Raw genomic sequence first — 21,218 nt, 5'->3', positions numbered from 1 at the left:
CCGCGTGTCTCAACGGGGCGGGGTGATCACTCCGCTGCCGCCGGCGGCTGTTCCTTGCCCAGCCCGTCGTTGATCAAGACCATGCTCTGCGGTGCCGACAGGGCGATGCCCATTTCCCGCAGGCGACCCAACACGGTGAACAACAGGTCGCTTCGCGCACCGCCCACCGAGCGCGGGCTGTTGACGTAACCCGTGGCGCTGATGATAAGGCCGGTGTTGGTCAGGTCTTTGAAGGTGACCGAGGGCGCTGGCGTATCCAGGACGGCTTCGTGCTCGGTAAACGCCTGCAACAGCAGTTCGCGGATCTGCAAGACATCCGTTTCCAGCGGCAACGTCAGGGAAATCCCGACCACGCCGAGTGCGTTGCCCATGGTCACGTTGCGTACGTTCTGGGTAATGAACTGTGAGTTCGGCACAATCACCGTGGAGCGGTCGGACATCTGGATCTCGGTGGCACGCACGTTGATCCGGCGAATGTCGCCCTCGACCCCCGCCAGACTCACCCAGTCTCCCACCTTGACTGGCCGCTCGGTCAGCAGGATCAGGCCGGAGATAAAGTTCTGCACGATGGCCTGCAAACCAAAACCGATCCCCACCGACAGGGCGCTCACTACCCAGGTCAGGTTCGTCAGGCTGATGTGCAGCGTGGACATCACCACCGCAATCACCAGCACAAACCCGATGTAGCCGATCAGGGTCACCAGGGACGCCTGCATGCCGGCGTCCATGTTGGTTTCCGGCAGCAGGCGCTCGCCGAACCATTCCTTGAGCACGCGCACGCCCAGCATGCCAAGTACCAGGCAACCCAGCGCCATGAGGATGTCGCTTGGAACGATGTTCAGGGCGCCCAGGGATTTGTCGGTCACTTCCATCCGGGTGAAGCTTTCGAGCAACTCGCCCGGGCTTGAACCCGAGGGCAGAAAGGCCAGCAGCACGGCGGCCAGCAGCAGCAAACTGCGGCCAACGCCCGCCAGAATGGTGCTCGCCTGGGCCTGATGGCGCGGCGACAGGCCGAGTGCCGAACCCAGTGCCATGCCACCCGGTTGCTTGGGCGACAGGAGGGTTTCGCAGACGTCGCCAAAGAACGCCACCAGCAGATAGGCGGTCGAGGCCACCACGCTCATCCACAGCAGCTTGACGGCGAGGAAGTAGGCCAGCGTCAGGTAGCCGCTCAACAACGCCAGCAGGCTCAATCCGACCCAGACCGCGACGACGAAGGGGATCAACCCGGCGAGGCCGCCGGGACGTTCGATGGCAAAGCGGCGGCGGGTGCGGCGGTAGCGCACCAGGCCGAAGAAGAACATCAGCGAAACGGCCAGTGCGGTCAGGCCGTTGACCGCGACGGTCAGTGCCAGGCTGCTGGCGATGACGCTGTTGATGCGTTCCTGGGTGCCGATGACCATCAGCGCCAAAGCCAGCACGGGCGGGAAGCGGCCCATGGCGGTGGCAATTTCATCCGGAATTTTCGGCAGGCGCCACGAAGGGTGCGGCAGCATCAACAGCGCGCGGCCCAAGCCGACGATGAAGGCGCAGAAGGTGATCAGCGTCTGCAGTTGGTCGAGCAGGTTGACCACGTCGTTGCTGAGCACCGCATTGCTGACGATGCCCCAACGCAGCAAGGACGTGGCGGCGGTGATGGTGACCACCGTCGACAGCCCGACGGCCAGTGCGAGGGCGCTGCGACGCAGACGGCCTTCGGGCAACCAACGGACCATCAGGCGGATCAGCAGGCTCTCCAGCAGGCGGCGCACCACCACCCAGATCAGCAGCGCGCCGATCACCACGCTGGCAAACAGCATGCGGTTGCCGGGCGCCAGTGCGCTGATGAACACGCTGCGGACGTCGTCCAGCAGCCCGTTCATGCGCCGGAGGTCGTCATCGGTCGGGCGAATCAGGGTCGACCAGAACGCCGAACTCAACGGGCTTGCCGTACGGGTGCTGATTTGGGAATCGAACAGGCTGCGACGCAGGCTGAAGATCTGGGTGGCCAGGTCCCGTGCCGACTGACTCAACGTATTGGTCTGCCGCTCGTCGCTGACCAGCGCGTTTTTCTGGGCCGTCAACGCCTTGCGCTGGCTGGTCAGGGCAGGCGCTTCGTCGGGTTGCACCGGGCCAAGGATGTTCAGCTGATCGTTCAGGTGCTCGATGTCAACGGCCTGTTTGGCGATAAGCTCATCGGCTTGCTTCTGCACCTGCAACGCGGCCTGACGCAGGCTCGACAGCAAGTCGTCATTGGCACTGACGGTAACTTTTTGCCGGATCTGGTCAAGCTGCTCGTTCAGATCATCCAGGCTCGGTGCCTCGACTTCAGGCGCTGCATCGCCTTGGCTGGCGGCCTGCGGCGCGGCCTTTGGGGCCGGCGCGGCCTGAGCAAACGCTGGCAGGGTCACGCACAGCAGCAACAGGGCCAGCAGTCCAGCATGGAAACGGTTCAACGTAGCGTGCTGCATTCGGGTTCCTTCGGGGCGTTAACCGGTTTTGCGACCTGATCATGTGGCGCAGTCGTCGAAAGACAGGCGGGGGGCTCGACCCTTCGTGTGCGCGGGGGCGGATGATAGCAAGGATTGTGGCGGGACAACTTACGCTCGATGTCCATTGCCGGCAGTGGTGCGGCTGATGGGAGATCAAGGGCGAGACTGGTTCGCTCCACCCAAGTCGCGATGGGTGTCGTCTGGACTTTTTGTGTACGAAGATCAAAAGCGCTGCGCAGATCAAGGGCTTCCCGGGTACCACCGCTCACCGATACCCACCATGCTCTCAGGTCATGTGATATTCACACTCAGCGGCACATGATCGTGTTCGTTGTATCAACAGGGCCTGCGAAGGGCCTTCTTCAATCAGGAGGTAGCAGGATGCCGACACATAACCCTCAGGTGGATCTCGCCTATCGCCCCCGTCTGGCTGATCTTCATCCCGTCACGACCGAACCGTCATCCCATGCCACCGCCCTGCGGTCAGCCTCGCAGGCGCGGATCACGCCGGCAGCGCAACTGGAAGGTCGATCGGGCTATAGCGGTGATTTTCTCGGGGAGTTCGTCGTGCCCTGGCCGACCACCTCGACGCCGGATGACGTATTTCCGGTGGGAAATCCCGGCAACCGTCTGGACTACACCCATTTCTCCATCAGCATGTCCCGGAGTCGGCGCATTGCGCTGTACGTCGGCGTGAACATCGAGGGTGGCAGCAGCGTCGAGATTGTGCGGCGCCAGGACATCTGGGCCTATGACGGCCGCCTGCCGGTCGAGGCGCAGCTTGGCGAGGATTTGTACCGCGACAATTTGCTCGATCGCGGTCATCTGGTGCGGCGGCAGGACCCCAACTGGGGTAACGAGGCGCAGACCGCCAATCAGGACACGTTTCATTTCACCAATTGCTCGCCGCAGATGTCCGCCTTCAATCAGAAAACCTGGCTGGAGCTCGAAGACTTCATCCTGGAAAACACCCGCCGCTGGAAAGAGCGCGCAACGGTGTTCACCGGACCAGTGCTGCGCAGTGACGACCCGCTGTACCGAGGGGTGCAAATCCCCAGAGCGTTCTGGAAAGTTGTCGCGTTTCTCGGCGATGACGGCAAGCCTTCGGCCAGCGCGTACGTGATTGACCAGACCCGCGAGCTGGGCAAACTGGAGCTGGTATTTGGCGCGTTAAGGACGTATCGACGCAGCGTCACGCAGATTGAGGCGCTCACGGGCATCAGCTTCGGGGAACTGGCGCGGTATGACGGTTTCTCCAATGAAGAACAGATCACCGGCACACGGATCGAAGCGTTGATTCAGCGCCCCGAGGATATTCGTCTCTAAGCCCATGACGCCAAGGCTCAGCGCCGAGCCTGGGCATCACGCTCTGGCCCGGCCTGATCCCGACGGCAAGTGAGCGGTATCGCGCAAAACCGCAAAATAACGGGATCCAAACGGAATTTATGGGCGCGCCAGCTATCTAGCATCACGCGTACAAACGGTGCAGCGGCATCGGCAAGCTGCCGACTGAACCCGCACGCCGTACCACCGTGAGGCACGATTTCTCTGCCAACGGCGTTTTTTCACTTCCTGGAGATCCACCGACAATGACCGTCTCATTCAGCCGCCACTGGTTACTCGCCCTCGCACTGCCGCTGCTCCTGACCGCCTGCGGCAGCAGCGAGCCTGACCAGCGCGCCGCGTTCAAGCAGTTCCTGCAAACCCGCATCATCGACAAGCCGGGTGTCCACGTCCCCACACTGACGCCGGATGAATCGAAGTCCTTCGGTGATTACACCCAGCACTACGCCGTGATCACTGACTTCAACAAGGGTATGGACGCCAGCACCCAACCCCTGAACGGTTTCGTGCAGAAAGGCGCGTTCCGCTCATTGGGCGACGTGATCGCGCGCCGCGATGATCTCAAGACGGTGCAAGCCGGCGTGAACGACCTCGTCGTGCAGCTCAAGCAAACGTTGGCGAAAGCTGATGCAGCCCATGCCCAGCTCAAACAGCCGGACGATCTGAAAGCCGTGTATGACAGCGCCTATGATCGCACCGTCAGCGTACCGGCCAACACGCTCCTGACCGTCATGCCGCAAGTCAACGGCACCTTCGAATCGGGCCTGAAAGTGGCGGACTACGTCGACGCTCACAAGGCGCAGATCCAGATCAATGGCTCGGTGGTTCAAGTGACGGACCCCAAGGTGCAGGCTGAGTTGAACACGCTGTTGCAGGACCTGAATGCCAAGGCCAAGGTGGTTCAGGAAGCGCAGACACGCATGCAGGCGGTGTTGCTGGGTCGTTGAATCCACACCTGACAACGGCACTCGGCGCAGTAAAGTTTCGCTGACGCCTTCCCGGCTAACCCGGTCCTGCAACGTGCATGCAGTCAGTAGGACCGGGTTTGGCCGGGAAGCGCCTTGATCCTGCGGCGGAGGGACACAGGCAAAATCCAGGCGTGATTGCCCACCGCCTGTCTTATATCCCGTCAGATAACCCGCTTTTCACACGACATCCCCATACTTCCCCCCGTCTTTTCAGTTGAAAACGGAGCACGTTATGACACTGCAATTCAATGTCCGGGATTTCGGCGCTGTGGGTGACGGACATACGTCTGACACCGCAGCCATTCAAGCCGCCATCGATGCTGCGGCCAAAGCCGGCGGCGGCGATGTGTATATTCCCGCGGGCACCTGGACCCTGACCCCGGCCGGAAAGCCTGCCGACGGCGCGCTGATGCTCAAAAGCAATGTGTTCATCAAGGGCGAGGGCATGGGCGCCACGGTGCTCAAGCTGGCCGATGGCACCGACCAGGCGGTCACCGGCCTCATCCGCTCGGCGAGCGGCGAGGCGACCCACGATTTCGGCGTCAGCAATCTCACCCTCGACGGCAACCGGGATTCGACCACAGGCAAGGTGGATGGCTGGTACAACGGGTTTCTGCCAGGCCAGCCGGGTCAGGACAGCAACGTCACGCTCTCCGGCGTCGAGATCCGCGACTGCTCGGGCTATGGCTTCGATCCCCACGAGCGCACGGCCAACATGCTCATCGAAAACAGCGTGTCCCATGGCAACGGGCTCGACGGTTTCGTTGCCGACTACCTGATCGACAGCACCTTTCGCAACAACCTGGCGTACGACAATGACCGCCACGGTTTCAACGTTGTCACGACCACTCACGACCTGGCGCTGCTGAACAACGTCTCCCACGACAATGGCGGCGGCGGCATCGTCGTCCAGCGCGGCAGCGAAAACATCCCCTCGCCGCATCACATCACCATCGAGGGTGGCGAGGTGTACGGCAATGCGGCGGAAGGGGTGTTGGTGAAACTGTCCAACGGCGTCGATATCAGCGGCGTGGACATCCACCACAACGGCACCTCCGGCGTGCGTGTCTATGGCAGCACGGACGTTGAAGTGCGCGGCAATCTGATTCACGAGAACGCGCAGAAGGCCGGCATTCCTGAAGTGCTGATCCAGCCATTCGATGATCGCGGCGGCGTTTCCGGGAAGCTTCATCCGGCTGACCACAACACCTTCGCGGACAACATCATCACAGGCGGCGACAAAAGCACCTTCGGCGTGGCCGAGGAGAGCGGCCAGTCAGGCAGCAACTCCGTTTACGGCAACACCTTCGCTCATCTGCAGCAGGGCGCCGTATCGCTGCAAGGCGCGGGTGACCACGTCGGGACCAACCCGATGCTGAACGCCATCGACGGCGGGAATGGCAGCGATGTCCTCGTCGGAACGGCCAAGGCCGACTCGCTCAACGGCAAGGACGGAGCAGACACATTGAACGGTGGGTCGGGGGCGGATCTGCTCTGGGGCGCCGCCGGCCATGACCGCTTGCTCGGCGGCAGCGGCAACGACACCCTGATCGGCGGCGCCGATGCCGACGTGCTGTTCGGCGGCGCAGGTTCTGATCTGTTTCTGCTTACCTCGGTGTCCGACAGCTACCGGACGGCGACTGCCAGCCATGCAGACCGCATCGGCGACTTCGATGCCGCCCACGACACAATCGACGTCTCGGGCCTCGGCTTCACCGGATTCGGCGACGGCCATGACGGCACCCTGAAGTTCACCGCCAACGCCGAGCACACCCGGGTCTACCTGAAAGACCTTGATCCTGATGTGCAAGGGCATCGCTTCGAACTGGTGCTGGACGGTGATTTCAACGGCGGTCTGCCTTCAAAAGCCATGGTATTTGCCGACGCCCCAGCGTTGCTGGCCAACACATCAACGGCAGCGGATGCCGTGTCAGTGGAGCTGGTAGGCGTGGCTCAGGATCATCCGGAGATGGGGCTGGTTTGACGTAACGTCAGGACCGTCCTTGCCCCTGCGCGAGCACGGGCGGTGAACCGAGGGTTGCACGCGCCGTGGGGCAATACTCACGGCGCGATGCCGTTCAATTCTGGGACCCAATTCCCGCGCCAACCTTTGCATCCTCAAGACCTTCCCGCTAAAGTCGGCCTCCGGGCGTCTGCTGCGCCTGCGGTCCGCGCGAAGGGGTTCCCCAAGGCAAGCGTTTCCCCAATCATTCATTCCAGCTCCCGGCTTGTCGGCGGACCGAGCCCTGTAAGGAGTTGGCATGCCTGCCATTAATGCGTCCCGTCAACACGGTCTGCTCGATCTGCCTGCGCTGCGTAAGCACGCAAAACGTCTGCTTAAATCACTTAAAACCGGCGAAGCCGATGACGCCCGGGCGCAACTGCGCGCAATGGGCCTGCCCGGGCCCGACTACCGGCTCGCCGACGCCCAGTGGCTGGTGGCCCGCGAGGCAGGTTTCGCCAGTTGGCCCAAATTGATCGCCCATGCCGACGCCGTCGCGTTTGCCGCCCGCCATCCGGATTTTGCGGCGACGGGGGAAGCACAGGTTCAGCACTGGCGCTGCGGCAACGACATCGAGCGCAGCCTGCGCGTTGTCGGCTTCGCAGGCTCGTTCCAGATGTTCGACGACCCGATGGTCATGGGACCGGTGCCTGCGCTGCCCGACGATGAGTACTGGGCGGTACGTGCCGCGTTTGCCGAGCAGGCGTTTGGACTGTCACCCCGTGACGTTCAGCAACGCCAGGCGATTCAGCGTGAGGCATTGGCACGCCTGAATGCCGACAGTGAACTGGTCCTGTGGTGCGAGGCCGATGCGTACGATCAGCTGTTTCTGGTGCGTTTGCTGGCGAGTCTGCCTACCGTGCCGCGCAGGCTGGAGCTGATCGAGATCAATCGCGTGCCCGGCGTCGAGCGATTCATCGGCATCGGGCAACTGAACCCGGACGTGCTCGCCTGGCTCTGGCCCCAGCGGCGCGCTATCGGTGAAGACGCTCTGGCACTGGCCCGGCAGGTATGGGCCGCCTACACCGCAGCGGACCCGACGCGCTGGGCCGAGCTCGCGGCACAGCACCATTGCGCGCTGCCGCTGCTCGGTCCCGCGTTGGCGAGACAACTGCAAGAACTGCCCGGCGCAGAGGATGGCCTGGGCCTGACTCAGCGACTGACCCTGCGCATCCTTGCGGAGAAAGGCGAGATGGCGGCCGGCAAGGTCTTCGGCCATCTCATGCACACCTATGAGCCACTGCCGTATCTGGGCGACATGATGTTCAACGCGCTGCTCAGGCCGCTCATCGAGGCGCCCCGGCCGCTGGTTCACGAACAGCCGGGCAGTGAATGGCCCAGGCGCCTTGTCCGGTTGACCGCGCTGGGTGAGCGCGTGGTGCGTGGCGAGTTGAACTGGCTTGAGCTCGGGCCGGCAGAGCGCTGGGTCGGTGGGGTGCAGATTGTTGCCGATCGCTCGCCCTGGGTGGTCAGTGCAGAAGGCCGGGTGTGGCGTCGCTGACTAAGCCGGAGATATCAGCGACTTCTCCATGATGATCGTCCGCTCCTCGCCGTGGTATTCATCCCGAACGGTCGAGTAGCCCAGTGATCGGTAGAAGCCCTCTGCCGTGATGGAAGAGGGCACGCGCAACTGAAGGACGCCGTGGGTGGCGGCGGCTGACTCAACCGCCGCTATCAACGCGCGCCCGGCGCCCTGGCCCTGGTGTGTCGGCGCGACGAATACGCTTCGGACCGTGGCCTGATCGAGGCTCGCCGTTGCAATGATCTCTTCGCCGAGAGTCGCCACGTACACCTGCCGCTGCGCCAGCAAGCGCAGGATCGCCGGCGGGGAAAAACTCAGCTCAACCTGCGCGATGACGGCTGCTGAATAGTCCTGGCTGTTGGACTCGCGCAGCGCCGCCACGATGACCTCGCTGATTACGGTGGCGTCCTTGTCCGTTGCCTGGCGGATCAGGTAGTTCATGGGGCTGTGCTCCTGCATAAAACTGATAGTCGCGACGAGTCCTGCCGCCTGAAGTGTGCACTGGACGTCATCGCGAAAATTCCTTGATTGCTCCCATGGCCGGGCAATTTTCTTTAAGTCCACCCAAAAAATATTGGGTTTGGGCAGTTTTGCCGAATTTCTTTTAATTGGGAGCACACCTTTGCGCGGCCTTCAGTGACAGGAGGGCGCGCCTGGCCCCTGCGGTTACGCCGCGGACAAGTGCTCGTACAGGATCGTCGCGCCAACCAGCATCAGCACGATGCCTCCAATGATTTCCGCGCGTTTGCCCACCACGGTCCCCAGCACGCGGCCCAGCATCACGCCAATCGTGACCATCACCGTTGTCGCGACGCCGATGGCCGCGGCAGCCACAAGGATATTTACATTGACGAAGGCCAGGCCAACGCCCACGGCCAGCGCATCAATGCTGGTGGCGAAGGCCGTCACGGCCAGTATCAGGAACGAGTGCTGGTTGGGTTTTTCATCTTCGGCGTCCTCATGCTTGAGGCCGTTGTAGATCATGTGCACGCCAAGCACCACCAGCAGGGTGAAGGCGATCCAGTGGTCCCAGTTCTTGACGTAGGACGTGGCGGCCTGGCCGATGCCCCAACCGATCAGCGGCGTGATGCCTTCGATCACGCCAAAGATAACGCCGGTGCGCAGCGCTTCGATAAAACGAGGCTTATGCAGGCTTGCGCCTTTTCCGATGGCCGCTGCGAAAGCGTCTGTGGACATGGCCAGAGCAAGAAGGATGAGGGAAATCGGGTTCACGGTTATGTTCCAGTCGGGCTGTGAGTCAACGACGCAACCACACGCCCGACTTTAGGCATGGATGCATCGTTGGTCTCGCCAACCCGAAGGTGTTCGTGCCACGGCAGGCCGCCGAGAATGTTGACACGAACGCTCTGGGACAATGAGTCCAGAGCAGGCTACTCCCCAACAAGGGCCGCCACTATAGCGCTTGAATGTAAAAGAAATGTCGTCGCGTATGATTTTGCTTCGGCCGGGCAGGGGGCGGACCTGTGTACCGCCACGTACAGGACAAATCGTTACGGGCCGAAGCGGCACGCTTGCGCATGCGATGTGATGGCGGCTATACCGCTTCCGATGTCGCGATACAGCCCAGGATTCTCAGGTACAGGCTCACGGTCGTACCGGCGCCGGGCGCTGTGTCGATGCGCGCATCGCCGCCAGATTTGATCGCAAAATCCCTGACTTGGGCCAACCCCAGCCCCGTACCTTCGCCAACCGCTTTGGTCGTAAAGAAGGGCTCGAACACCTGGTGGGCGACTTCGGCAGTCATGCCGGGGCCGTTGTCCCGAACACTGACGACCAGGTAGTCGCCCTGCTGGAGCGACAGATCATCTTCCACGTGCACCCATCGGGTAGACACATGAACCTGACCGGAACCCTTGAGCGCATCGCGCGCATTGGTGAGCAGGTTCATGACCACGGCGTGGAGTTGGGCCTCCATGCACAGCACACCCCAACCCCACTCAGCGAAATCGAAGCTCAGATCGATGCGTTCGCTCATCGAGTGGCGCATCAGCGACTGCGCCGCGTGAAGGCGTGCGGTCACGTCGATACAGATGAGCTCAGGCCCGTCACCGCGTACGCTGGACATCAAATAACTGATGAGCTGCCGACCTTGCTCTACGGCTTGCAGACCGGTCTCGGCGAAGCGCTCGACGTCGGTAGGCCGGCGGGAACGCAGGCGGGTCATTTGAAACGCAGCGCTGACGCTCTGCAGCAAGTTGTTGAAGTCATGGGCAATGCTTGCGGTGAGCATGCCCAGCGATGAAATGCAGCGCGAGTTCTGCAGCAGCGGGGTCACTTCGCTGGGGTTCTGCTCGGCTTGCTTGAACTGTTCCTCAAACTGCGCGAGCTGCCGTGCGCGCTGCTTGCCCAGCAACCGGGCTTCCAGCAAGGCAGCGGCTTGCCGGGCCAAGGCCTGCAACGCAAGGGATTGACGTTCGCTCAGCTGCCGGGTCTGGGTATCGATCACGCAGACAGTGCCGAGGGCGACACCGCTTTCCGTAACGATAGGGGCGCCTGCATAGAAACGAATGTAGGGCGGGCCGAGCACCAGCGCGCTGGAAGCGAAGCGAGGGTCCAGGGCGGCGTCTTCAACCACCAGCACCTGCGCGGGGTCGAGAATCGCATGGCCGCAGAAGGCCAGATCCCGATGGGTCTCCTGCACGCCGAGGCCGATGCAGGCCTTGAACCACTGGCGATCTCGATCCACCAGGGACACCAGCGCAATGGGCGCGTCGCACAGGGTGGTGGCCAGTAGAACGATGTCGTCGAATGCCTTCTCGCTGCCGGAGTCCAGCACATCCAGGTGCTCGAGGGACAGGGCGCGCTCTTCCTCGTTGAAAGGAAAGGGGGCGGGATGATGGGACATTGATAATCTGCGTGGAGAAAAAAGGGATCGTGCATCATGCGCTGTGCCTCTTCGCCCCGCAAGGGGACCGCTCTGTCGCTGGTCGGCGCGGTCCAGAGGCTTTGTGCTCAACCACGCTCGCAATCGCCCGCCGTTTCAATGTCGGGCGGCGTGCGTGGTGTGTACATGACAGGCGACACCGGGCGCCCGAGGGACGTCATCACTACGCAAGCTGTCCTTCAAAGCCCCGCTGCCACCGATTCGATCATGCCGCGCAACCATTCCTGAGCCGGGTTCCCATTGCCACGACGATGCCAGATGAGATGAAAGGTGATCTCCGGCAGGGCTACCGGCGGCGGGAACAGGATCAGTTTTCCTCCCGTTGGCGAGCTGAGGGCAATGCGTTTCAGGACGGTGGCGGTCATGCGGGAGGACGCGACGATCGCCGGCACTGCAAACATCTGTGGCAGCGTCAGTGCCAGGGTGCGCTGTTTGCCCAACTGAGCCAGCGCCTGATCCACCAAGCCGTGTCGTTCACCCTCGGGCGAAACCAGTACATGGGGCAGCGAGAGGTAAGTGTCCATGTCCATGCCGCTCCGGGCTGCCGGATGGCCATGGGCGATGAGGGTGACGAACACGTCACGCAGAATGGGTCGCGTGAAAATGCGACCGTCTTGATGGCTCGGCAATACACCAATTGCCGCATCAATCACTCCCGCATCCAACATGTCCACGGCATGGTCGCGGTCATTCACTGCGTGAACGTTGATCGACAGGTGTGGCGCGTGTTCGCTCAAGGTCTGCAGCAGCGTGGGAAGCAGCACGAAGGCGGGATAGTCCGACAAGCCGAGATTCATTGTGAGCACGGCGTCGGCCGGAACAAAACCAGGCATCGTCAACAGCGCAGCTTTGATCTGGCTCAGCGCCTCGGCGACAGGTTGGGCCACCTCACGGGCACGGGGCGTTGGAAGGAGGCCGTCAGGGCTGCGCAAAAAAAGCGGATCGCCCAACAGCTTGCGCAAGCGCGAAAGCGCCGCACTCATGGCCGGTTGGCTGACGCCGACCTGGGTGGCGGCGCGCGTGACGTTGCGCTCGTCCATCAGGGCATTGAATGCGGCAAGCAAGTTCAGATCGATGCCATGAAAATCCATAAATCAAATAAACCTATATACGAGCCATTTGTTATACGGATGGTAGCCCTGCGCTCACACTCTCGCCACACCCCACGACGAGAGCAGCCTCATGACAAACGCAGAACTTGCCACCCGCCTGCACACCGAACGCCAGGCCGTTGAAACCCTCTACCGCGCGTTCAGCGAGAACAATCCCGACCTCGTCGACAGCGTGCTGGCTGCCGACTGGGATGACATCCCCCTGGCACCCGGGCAAGGCCCAGGCCCCGAGGGCATCAAACCAATTATCCGCAGCCTTGCCGACGCGTTTCCCGATGTGCGTATCGTCATCCACGACATGGTTCAGGCCCCCGGCCAGATCGCCGTGCGCGCTGAAATAACCGGTACCCACCTCGGCGAATTATTTGGCATTGCCGCCACCGGCAAACAGGTGAGCTTCCGACTGCATGAGTTCCATGCGCTGGAGAACGGCCGCGTGGTCACCACGTGGCACATGGAGGACTGGTTCGGCCTGTTCCTGCAACTCGGTCAATTCCCTCAAGCCTGAAGACCACGAGAAAGCCATCATGAAATCAGCCTCAATTTCTGTATTCGGCGGCCCCGAGGTCGTCACGTTGCACAACCACGAACTGAGCAAGCCAGGCGCGGACGACGTCCTCGTGCGGGTCGAGGCGGCGAGCGTCAATCCGCTGGACCTGAAGATCATCGCCGGGTACATGCAGCCGGTGTTTCCCATTGAGCTGCCTTACATCCCGGGCACCGATTTCAGCGGCATCGTCAGCGGAGTAGGCGAGCAGGTAACGCACCTTAAAGCCGGTGATCGCGTGTTCGGCCGCAGCACCCCCACGGCAGGTGGCGCCTTTGCCCGGCAGCTGGTAATCGCTGCCACCGAGCTGTGTCTGATCCCGGCTGCCATGAGCTTCGAGCAGGCGGCGGCGTTGCCGACGTCGTTCGGTACCGCCCGGCAGGCGTTGTTTGAGGTGGGGCAACTGAAGCCCGGCCAACGCGTCTTGATTCATGGTGCAGCGGGAGGCGTCGGCAGCATGGCGGTGCAGTTGGCGCACCTGGCGGGCGCTTACGTCATTGCCACGGCTTCCGCACGCAACATCGAACGGGTGAACAGCCTGGGCGCGGACGAAGTGATCGATTACCGCACTCAGGATTTCACCAGGCTGCGTGACATCGACCTGGTGCTCGACACGGTGGGCGGCCCGACACTGGACAGCTCCTGGTCGGTGCTCGGGAAGGGCGGACGGATTGCGACCCTCGTGGAGTTCGACATCGAATCCCGCGAAGACCATGCCGGGGAGGCTGTGTTCTTCGCCAGCGCCACCCCGCATCTGCCGGCTGCCGTCCGGCAGTTCAGTGCAGGGCAGTTGCAGATCGTCACGGACTCGATTTTCGCCCTGGACGAAACCCGCGCCGCGCTGGAGAAAGTCGCCACCGGGCACGCCTGCGGGAAGGTCATCATCCGTACCGCCTATTGATCCGGGGAGCCGTGTCCTGACTCGCACCGCTTCGTGATGAAGACCCGAATGTCGGCTGCGAGCGTCCTTCCTTGACAAGCGGGTCGACGCTCCGCATATTCGGAGCGGCGTTCCGTTCGTGCGGATTTACTCTCAGGCAGGATGAAAACGATGACCTTTTCTACGATGAAAGCGGTTCGACAGCACGCCTATGGTGGCCCTGAAGTGCTGCGCTACGAGGATGCACCGGTGCCGACGCTTATGCCGGGTGAGGTGCTGGTTCGCGTGCATGCGGTGGGCATCAATCCACCTGACTGGTACCTTCGCGACGGCTACAAGGCCCTGCCGCCCGAGTGGCAGCCGCACGTGCCGTTTCCGATCATTCTGGGGACAGATATCTCTGGGGTGGTTGAAGCCCTCGCCGACGACGTCACGGGGTTTGCCGTCGGCGACGAAGTGTATTCGATGGTTCGCTTTCCAAGCTTCGGACCGAGCAAGGCCTACGCAGAATATGTCAGCGTCCCGGCGTCGGAGATCGCCCTAAAGCCACGTGCCATCGATCACGTGCACGCTGCTGCGGCGCCCATGTCGTTGCTGACTGCCTGGCAATTCATGATCGAACTGGGGCATGACGAACCGAACCCGCTTCAACCCTACAGGCACGAGCCGGTGCCCCTCGAAGGCAAGACCGTGCTGGTAAACGGCGCGGCAGGCGGCGTCGGCCACTTCGCCGTGCAACTCGCGAAATGGAAGGGCGCGCGGGTCATTGCGGTCGCCTCCGGCGCGCATGAGGCGTTCCTGCTGGGCCTCGGTGCCGACGCGTTCATCGACTACAGCAAGACGACACCCGAGGATGCTGTGAAAGACGTCGATCTGGTCGTCGATTCCGTCGCCGGGCCAACCACTGGGCGGTTCCTCAAGACACTCAAAGCCGGAGGCGCACTTTTTCCGGTGTTTCCGTTGGGTTTCTCCGACGCCGAGGAGGCCGAGAGACGGGGCGTCACGGTGTCTGCGACACAGGTGCGCTCAAGTGGCGCTCAGCTTGCGGTACTCGCAGGCCTGCTTGATGCGGGGACGATACGCGTGGAAATCGACAGCGTTTATGCACTTGCCGATGCGCGTAAGGCCCACGAGCGAGCCGCCCATGGGCACATCCGCGGCAAGCTGGCGCTTACTGTTCGCTGACCGGAAAGCCACGTGGTCACTGCGACCGCGCTAACAGGGAAGCTTGAAGAAGAGGGGCAGGCACCAGCCCGTCCCCTCATTCAAAGTGCATGAATAATACGGTGACACCGTTGGCGGTTGATGGAACATCCGACAGCGTCAGATCGCCGCCTCAGGATTCGTCGGTTTTCTGATGAGCCCGCTCGCACACCCAGCCTGTCAGCCGTGCGTGACCTCGCTCGCCATGCCCACCAGGGTCACTTCCTCCGCTTGCGCAAAGATCATGTCGGAATTGCCCAGGTCCTGGGTCCAGTCGCCGGTCAAGCCGATTTCGAACCGGTGGCCCTGAGCGTCGGCTTCCACATCCTTGAGGTAGGTGCGGTCCAGGTCGTGGTTGTAGACCACCTTCAGCGTAGTCCCGGTACCGTCACCGAAACCGGTGTAGCCCAACGCCGACACGTCGATTTTGTCGTTGTTGTTGGCGAACCGGACAATGAGGTCCACAAAACTCTGGCTGTCCGTGCGGTAGCTGTCCGTGGCCGCCGTGTAGCGGAACACGTCAGCGTCATTGATGCCGTTACGGCCATAGACCGAGAGGTTCGGGTCGTCGCCACCGCTCAACTGGTCGGCACCTGCTCCTCCGATGATCACGTCGGAGCCTCGGCCGCCGTCGATCCGGTCGTTACCCGCCAGACCGTAGATCACTTCCGACAGGGCGGTTCCTGTGATCACGTCCTTGCCTGCAGTGCCTTCGACGGTGGGGGCGGTGAACAGCACATTGGTGCTGTTCAATTGCCCGGTCAGATTGCCTTCGAATGCCAGTTCAAAACGCTGCCCGTCAGCGTCGGCGTCGAAGCTTTTCAGGTAAGTGCGGGTGCCGTCAGCATTGGCCTGGATCGCCAGCGTGCCATTGTGGCCGTCGCCAAGGCCGGTGAAACCCAGTGAAATCAGGTCTACACGGTCCTGGGAGACGTCGAAGTCCAGAATCCGGTCGCTGCCGGTTTCAGTCGCGGTACGGTAGCTGTCGCTGATCTGGGTGAAGCGGAATATGTCCGAGCCGAGTCCGCCTGCCAACACGTCACGGCCACCGGCGCCTTGCAATACATCGTCACCACCCAGGCCACGGATGATCTCGGCCGTGTCGTTGCCAATGAGGTAGTTGGCATCACTGGAACCATCGACATGGTACTGGCCGTCCTGGCTGCCGAAGGTGGTGTCCAGGCTGCCATCGGCGTTCAGCCGGGTGATCACGTCGCCAGCGATGAGGATTTTGCCATCGGGCTGAACGATCGCCGAGTGGGCATAGTTCTTCTCGCCTTGGGGCACCTGAATCGTGAGCTTGCCGTCCTCGCTAAAGGAGGTATCGAAGGAACCATCGGCATTCAGCCGCAGTACGTTGAAGGCGGTGTTGTCAGAACTCTCGCCGGCAATGATGATCTTGCCATCGGCTTGCACGGTTACCGCAGCGCGGTAGTCCAGCCCCAGCGCGGCATCGAAGTACACCACGCCGTCCGCCCCAAACGCGGTATCCAGGTTGCCATCTGCGGCAAGTCGCTGAACGGCATAAACCGGATCGCCCGGGTCGTGGGGCCCGTCGGAGCCCACGTACAGCCAGCTGCCGAGCAATACGCTGCCGTCGGGCTGCACAACGGTGGCGATATTGCCGGTGCCGTAGTGCCCGGTCGGGTTGAGGACGAGTGTGCCGTCGACACCGAAGTTTTCCGCCGGCGTACCGCTGCTGTCCAGCTTGAACACCACGGCTTGCGAGGTGCCGCGGAGGCTGACGAATATCGAGCCATCTGCTGTGGCGTAAATCGCCATGCCATCGGTGCTGATCGGTACATCAAGGGCAGCGGCGCCGCCTTTGCCGAACGTGGTGTCCAGGGTGCCATCGAGGTTGAAGCGTTCGACTTTCAAACCCCCAAGCCCTGGCTGCGCCGACAGCACTTTACCGTCGGCCTGTACTGCCATGACGTAGTAAGCCTCGTCTTCCGGGTCCAGGCTGGCAGGCACGAGGGCGATCCCGTCCTGGCCGAAACTGTTGTCCAGGCTGCCGTCACTGTTGAGGCGCACCGCCGTAAAGCTGCCGCGTGTGCCATAGCTTTCATCGCCCGGCGAGCCCGGATAACCAATGGCGGTCTGGAAGCTTTCGCCGCCGACGATGATCTTGCCGTCAGGCTGGAGAACGATGCTCCAGGTTTGATCGCCCCCGGTGGAGGGGTCCACCTGCACGGTGCCCGGACCGGTTCGTACGGTGTAATCGATGGTGGGCTTGCTGTCGGTTGAAGCCATGACATTTTCCTTTTGACATGGAGGATTAAGGGTTTGAAGGCGTGACACCCTGGGTGTGTTGACCGTGGCGGCATCCATAAATGCCAACGATTTTCCCGTCGGCAGAAAGCCATCAAGGCTGTGCTAGAGGGATCGCTCGACAGACCTGCATTGCGCTGGTCGAACGTCTGGCGGGCCTCACGCGATGTGACGTCAACCCTGTTCACATTGCTTAAATATTGCTGTGACACAGTTTCACGTCGCTTGATCAAGCATCCGACAGAATCAGCTGTGCAGCCCTGAGCTCCGGGCGGTTGGCGGGTTCTGTAACAAGGACTCATGAAATGAACGTCACGGTCTCACGCTCAGGGTATGCAGGACTCAATCAGGCTGCTCGCCGCCGGCCGGCACTCGCGCAATGACGGTGCTGATCACCGGGGTAGCGGGGTTTATCGGCTTTCACATGGCCAGGCGGTTGTGCAGCCAGGGCGTTCAAGTGGTCGGCATCGACAACGTGAACGACTACTACAGCGTTGACCTCAAGCGTGCCCGGCTGGCGCAGCTTGAACACTTCCCCTCTTTTCAGTTTCAGCCCATCGACATCGTCGACCCGCAGGCTTTGCTCGGGCTGTTCGGTGCGTCTGGCTTCAGCGAGGTCATTCATCTGGCAGCCCAGGCCGGTGTCCGGTATTCCATCGATAACCCGAGTGTGTACGCCGATGCCAACCTGGTCGGGTTTCTCAACGTCCTGGAAGGCTGCCGGACGTACCCCGTGAAGCACCTCATTTATGCGTCGAGCAGTTCGGTCTACGGCGCCAACACCAAGATGCCGTTTGCCGTGGAAGACGCCGTTGAACAGCCCGTTTCCCTGTACGCCGCGACCAAGCGCGCCAACGAGCTCATGGCCTACAGCTATTCGCATCTGTACCGGATTCCGGCGACGGGGCTGCGTTTTTTTACCGTGTACGGGCCATGGGGACGGCCGGACATGGCGCTGTTCAAATTTACCCAGGCCATCCTCCAAGGCGAGCCCATCGATATCTACAACGACGGCGAGATGGCGCGGGATTTCACCTACGTCGACGACATCATCGAGTCGATGACCCGGCTCCTGCCGCGGCCCCCGCCGCTCATGGACGGGGTCGCGCCGTGTCAGCTGTTCAACATCGGGCGAGGCGCGCCGGTGAAGCTGCTCGACTTTGTCCACTGCCTGGAGTCGGCGCTGGGAATTCAGGCCCGGCGCAACTACCTGCCGCTTCAGCCGGGCGACGTGCTGCAAACCTGGGCGGATGTCTCCGGCCTGGCGAAATGGATCGACTTCAGCCCGCAGGTGGGGCTGGAGCAGGGCGTGGCTGAATTCGTGCGCTGGTATGGCGATTTCTACCCGGGCACACAAGCGAAACAGGCCAGTCAATCAAAACAAGAGAAGCGGTGGGCGTGATGAGTGAATCGGTGTTCGTGTCGGTGTTGATCCCGGCAAAAAATGAAGCGCAAAATCTGCCTTCATTGCTCAATGAAATACGCACCGCGCTGGCTGGAGAGCGATACGAGGTGTTGGTGGTCGACGACGGCAGCACCGACGACACGCTGCGGGTTCTGCAGCAGATCAAGGCTTCAGGTTTTGAGCCCCTTCGAATCCTCCACCACGGGGTGTCCCTCGGACAGAGCACCTCGATCTGGCATGCCGCCCGCGCTGCCCGCGGTGAATGGCTGGCAACGCTGGACGGCGACGGCCAGAACGACCCTGCGGACCTGCCCGGCATGCTGGCGCTGGTGCGCAATACGGGGCAGGTCAACGACCGGACCCCGGGCCAGCCGGTGACCTTGGTCGCAGGGCACCGCGTCAACCGCCGAGACACCGCGAGCAAGCGCTGGGCGTCCCGCTTCGCCAATGCCTTGCGCAGCCGCATGCTCAAAGATGCCACGCCCGATACCGGTTGCGGGCTGAAACTGATCCAGCGAACGGCGTTTCTGCAACTGCCTTACTTCGACCACATGCACCGCTTCATTCCCGCGTTGATCCAGCGCCATCACGGCCGAATGATCGTCCACCCGGTCCACCACCGTCATCGCCAGGCGGGCGTTTCCAACTACGGCAATCTGGACCGCGCGCTTGTCGGCATTCTCGACCTGTTCGGCGTCTGGTGGCTGGTGCGCCGCACCCGACTCAATACGCAGCCCGAGGAGATGAACGGATGAATTTCACGCGCGAAGCGCTTTGGCTCACGGTCGGGTTTCTCGGTCAGGCGGTCTTTACCGGCCGCTTCGTGTTGCAGTGGCTGTACAGCGAAATCAAGAAACGCAGCGTGATTCCGGTGGGTTTCTGGTACCTGAGCATGGTCGGCAGCGCGTTGTTGCTGCTCTACGCCATCTACCGCGAAGACCCGGTGTTCATCATCGGTCAGTCATTTGGCTTTGTGGTTTACCTGCGCAACCTGCAGCTGATTGCCAAACACAAAGACCTGAAGGAATAGCCGGTGGGACGTTTTCAATCTCCCGCGTGGCAGTGCCTGGCGCTGGTTGCGCTTGCGCTGATTCTGGTCGGCGCCGGCTTTGGCATCCGGCAGCCGCTCAATGTCGACGAAGAACGCTTTCTGGGCGTCGCCCTGGAGATGCTGCACAGCGGCAGTTGGCTGATCCCCCATCGGGCCGGTGAAATCTACGGCGACAAGCCGCCGTTGTTCATGTGGACGGTGGCGTTCTTCACCTGGCTGACCGGCTCGCCGTCACTGGCACTCTTCATCCCGGGCCTGCTCTCGGCAGCGACCGCTACGGCGGTGTTGTACGACCTGGGCCGGCGCCTGTGGTGTCGCCGGGTGGGCCGCATTGCCGCGCTGCTGTTTCTGGCGACTTACCAGACCTACAGCATCCTGCGCACCGGCCAGATCGACAGCTTCCTCTGTCTATGGGTCGCGCTTGGTTTCTACGGCATGGTCCGGCACCTGCTGCTGGGCCCGGCGTGGGGCTGGTTCTACCTTGGGTGTCTGGCCATGGGCCTGGGCATCATCAGCAAGGGGGTGGGTTTTCTGCCGGCGCTGATGCTCGTGCCCTACGCCTATGCCGTGCGAAAGGGATGGCCGGGCGTGGCCGTCATGCCGGGGCAGGGGAGACGCTGGGCGACCGGTTTTCTGGTGGTGCTGGCGGGCTGCGCGGTCTGGGTTGTCCCGCTGCTCGCCACCTCCTGGCTCAAGGGTGGCGCTGACGAAGTGGCGTACCTGAAGGAAATCCTGTTTCACCAGACCGGTGGCCGCTACGCGTCGGCCTGGGATCATCGCGAACCGTTCTGGTATTTCCTGACCGTCATTCCCCAGTACTGGCTGCCGCTGGTGCTGACGTTGCCGTGGCTGGTACCCGCCTGGCGTCGCCAACTGCGAAAGCACGACGCACGGATATTGCTGTTGCTCGGCTGGGTGGTTCTGGTGGTGCTGTTTTTCTGCCTGAGCACCGGCAAGCGCAAGATCTATATCTTCCCTGCGCTGCCCGGCCTGGTGCTGGCCGCGGCGCCTTTGATTCCCTGGTTGCTTCGACGCTGGTTCGGCCATCGTCCGAAGGCCCGCGCCGTGTTTGGCGTGGCGGTGGTGGCGTGGTTTTGCCTGTGGTTCGGCCGTGGCTTCGTCGAGCCATTTACCGACGGCCCCAATCCCCACAAGGTGCTCATGGGCGAAGCGGCCCGGCTGACCGACGGCGCCGAATTGGTGCTGGTCGGCTGGCGAGAAGGCCACTGGCTGTTCGCCCGCCAGCCGGTGGTGCATTTCGGGTTCGCCGATCAATCGGCCGCCGAACACGCGGCGCTCTGGCTGCGCACCCATCCATCTGCCTTTGCTCTGGTGCCCGCTGCCGAGCTTGAGCGGTGCTTCGTGGTGGACAAGGCTCGCCGGTTGGGGTCGACGTCCAGGGCCGAATGGTTGATTGTCGGGGCCGATGCGGACAATGGTCGCTGCCAGCCGCCGGCGCCTGTGCGCGTTTATCGCTTCTCATGGGGTTCCGACGCGCTCTAGGCCCGTTTCGCGCACGGGCCTTTCGTTAGAAGCG

The 21,218-nt window shown here is 62.3% G+C and carries 17 protein-coding genes and 1 riboswitch; of the genes, 11 read left to right on the top strand and 6 right to left on the bottom strand.

The genetic code is table 11. The features are described 5' to 3' along the window. Window positions 1-26: 26 nt before the first annotated feature. The gene (locus tag AC3ISG_RS14300) at window positions 27-2,450 is read right to left on the bottom strand and encodes a DUF3772 domain-containing protein (protein WP_172611820.1); all 2,424 of its coding nucleotides are present in this window, start codon (window positions 2,448-2,450) and stop codon (window positions 27-29) included. Between the two features lie 402 nt (window positions 2,451-2,852). On the opposite strand from AC3ISG_RS14300, the gene AC3ISG_RS14295 reads away from it, so the two are divergent. The 4 genes from AC3ISG_RS14295 to AC3ISG_RS14280 all read left to right on the top strand — a co-directional run bounded on the left by AC3ISG_RS14295 (window position 2,853) and on the right by AC3ISG_RS14280 (window position 8,286). Next, complete coding sequence (locus AC3ISG_RS14295) at window positions 2,853-3,797, top strand: DNA/RNA non-specific endonuclease (protein WP_489297256.1); 945 nt, start codon at window positions 2,853-2,855, stop codon at window positions 3,795-3,797. A 263-nt stretch (window positions 3,798-4,060) separates the two neighbouring features. Continuing rightward, entirely contained in the window at window positions 4,061-4,762 is a 702-nt protein-coding gene (locus AC3ISG_RS14290) for a DUF3053 domain-containing protein (protein ID WP_489297255.1), read from the top strand. 253 nt (window positions 4,763-5,015) lie between these two features. After that, window positions 5,016-6,767 (top strand): right-handed parallel beta-helix repeat-containing protein, encoded by a 1,752-nt coding sequence (locus AC3ISG_RS14285; protein WP_489297254.1) that lies wholly within the window; start codon window positions 5,016-5,018, stop codon window positions 6,765-6,767. A 277-nt stretch (window positions 6,768-7,044) separates the two neighbouring features. After that, a complete protein-coding gene (locus AC3ISG_RS14280) occupies window positions 7,045-8,286 on the top strand; it encodes a DUF1835 domain-containing protein (RefSeq protein ID WP_489297253.1) in 1,242 nt (413 codons plus the stop codon). Here AC3ISG_RS14280 and AC3ISG_RS14275 read toward each other — a convergent pair whose 3' ends face one another. The 4 genes from AC3ISG_RS14275 to AC3ISG_RS14260 form a co-directional block, all read right to left on the bottom strand. Further along, window positions 8,287-8,748 carry a GNAT family N-acetyltransferase gene (locus AC3ISG_RS14275; RefSeq protein WP_489297252.1) on the bottom strand — a complete coding sequence of 154 codons (462 nt, stop codon included), beginning with the start codon at window positions 8,746-8,748 and terminating at the stop codon, window positions 8,287-8,289. A gap of 225 nt (window positions 8,749-8,973) precedes the next feature. After that, window positions 8,974-9,540 carry a manganese efflux pump MntP gene (gene mntP, locus AC3ISG_RS14270; RefSeq protein WP_122623851.1) on the bottom strand — a complete coding sequence of 189 codons (567 nt, stop codon included), beginning with the start codon at window positions 9,538-9,540 and terminating at the stop codon, window positions 8,974-8,976. A gap of 12 nt (window positions 9,541-9,552) precedes the next feature. After that, a riboswitch (yybP-ykoY riboswitch) is annotated at window positions 9,553-9,714 on the bottom strand. Window positions 9,715-9,862: 148 nt separating this feature from the next. Continuing rightward, window positions 9,863-11,173 carry an ATP-binding protein gene (locus tag AC3ISG_RS14265; RefSeq protein WP_122534677.1) on the bottom strand — a complete coding sequence of 437 codons (1,311 nt, stop codon included), beginning with the start codon at window positions 11,171-11,173 and terminating at the stop codon, window positions 9,863-9,865. Window positions 11,174-11,391: 218 nt separating this feature from the next. Beyond that, window positions 11,392-12,303, bottom strand: coding sequence for a LysR family transcriptional regulator (locus AC3ISG_RS14260; protein ID WP_489297251.1), 912 nt, complete (start codon window positions 12,301-12,303; stop codon window positions 11,392-11,394). Window positions 12,304-12,394: 91 nt separating this feature from the next. Here AC3ISG_RS14260 and AC3ISG_RS14255 point away from each other — a divergent pair, with 91 nt between their 5' ends. From AC3ISG_RS14255 to AC3ISG_RS14245, 3 genes are all read left to right on the top strand, one after another. Then, window positions 12,395-12,832 carry an ester cyclase gene (locus AC3ISG_RS14255; protein ID WP_205483799.1) on the top strand — a complete coding sequence of 146 codons (438 nt, stop codon included), beginning with the start codon at window positions 12,395-12,397 and terminating at the stop codon, window positions 12,830-12,832. A 19-nt stretch (window positions 12,833-12,851) separates the two neighbouring features. Beyond that, window positions 12,852-13,772: an NADP-dependent oxidoreductase gene (locus AC3ISG_RS14250; protein ID WP_489297250.1), complete on the top strand. Its 921-nt coding sequence runs from the start codon at window positions 12,852-12,854 to the stop codon at window positions 13,770-13,772. Between the two features lie 150 nt (window positions 13,773-13,922). After that, entirely contained in the window at window positions 13,923-14,936 is a 1,014-nt protein-coding gene (locus AC3ISG_RS14245) for an NADP-dependent oxidoreductase (protein WP_489297249.1), read from the top strand. Window positions 14,937-15,134: 198 nt separating this feature from the next. On the opposite strand, the gene AC3ISG_RS14240 is transcribed toward AC3ISG_RS14245, so the two are convergent. Continuing rightward, window positions 15,135-17,207: a calcium-binding protein gene (locus tag AC3ISG_RS14240; RefSeq protein WP_489297248.1), complete on the bottom strand. Its 2,073-nt coding sequence runs from the start codon at window positions 17,205-17,207 to the stop codon at window positions 15,135-15,137. A gap of 397 nt (window positions 17,208-17,604) precedes the next feature. Between AC3ISG_RS14240 and AC3ISG_RS14235 the strand changes: the two genes are divergently transcribed. Genes AC3ISG_RS14235 through AC3ISG_RS14220 form a run of 4 tightly spaced genes read left to right on the top strand, consistent with a single transcriptional unit; the run spans window position 17,605 to window position 21,184 of the window. Continuing rightward, a complete protein-coding gene (locus tag AC3ISG_RS14235) occupies window positions 17,605-18,627 on the top strand; it encodes an NAD-dependent epimerase/dehydratase family protein (protein WP_489297247.1) in 1,023 nt (340 codons plus the stop codon). Then, entirely contained in the window at window positions 18,627-19,385 is a 759-nt protein-coding gene (locus tag AC3ISG_RS14230) for a glycosyltransferase family 2 protein (RefSeq protein WP_489297246.1), read from the top strand. The genes AC3ISG_RS14235 and AC3ISG_RS14230 overlap by 1 nt, the downstream gene beginning before the upstream one ends. After that, a complete protein-coding gene (locus AC3ISG_RS14225) occupies window positions 19,382-19,660 on the top strand; it encodes a lipid-A-disaccharide synthase N-terminal domain-containing protein (protein WP_489297245.1) in 279 nt (92 codons plus the stop codon). The genes AC3ISG_RS14230 and AC3ISG_RS14225 overlap by 4 nt, the downstream gene beginning before the upstream one ends. A gap of 3 nt (window positions 19,661-19,663) precedes the next feature. Beyond that, on the top strand, window positions 19,664-21,184 hold the full coding sequence (locus AC3ISG_RS14220) for an ArnT family glycosyltransferase (protein ID WP_489297244.1): 1,521 nt from the start codon (window positions 19,664-19,666) through the stop codon (window positions 21,182-21,184). Window positions 21,185-21,218: the final 34 nt, after the last annotated feature.

It is taken from the genome of Pseudomonas sp. GL_135 (assembly GCF_057834665.1).
Note: the sequence above shows the minus strand (reverse complement) of the source record. Positions and strands in the feature narration are given on the sequence as shown.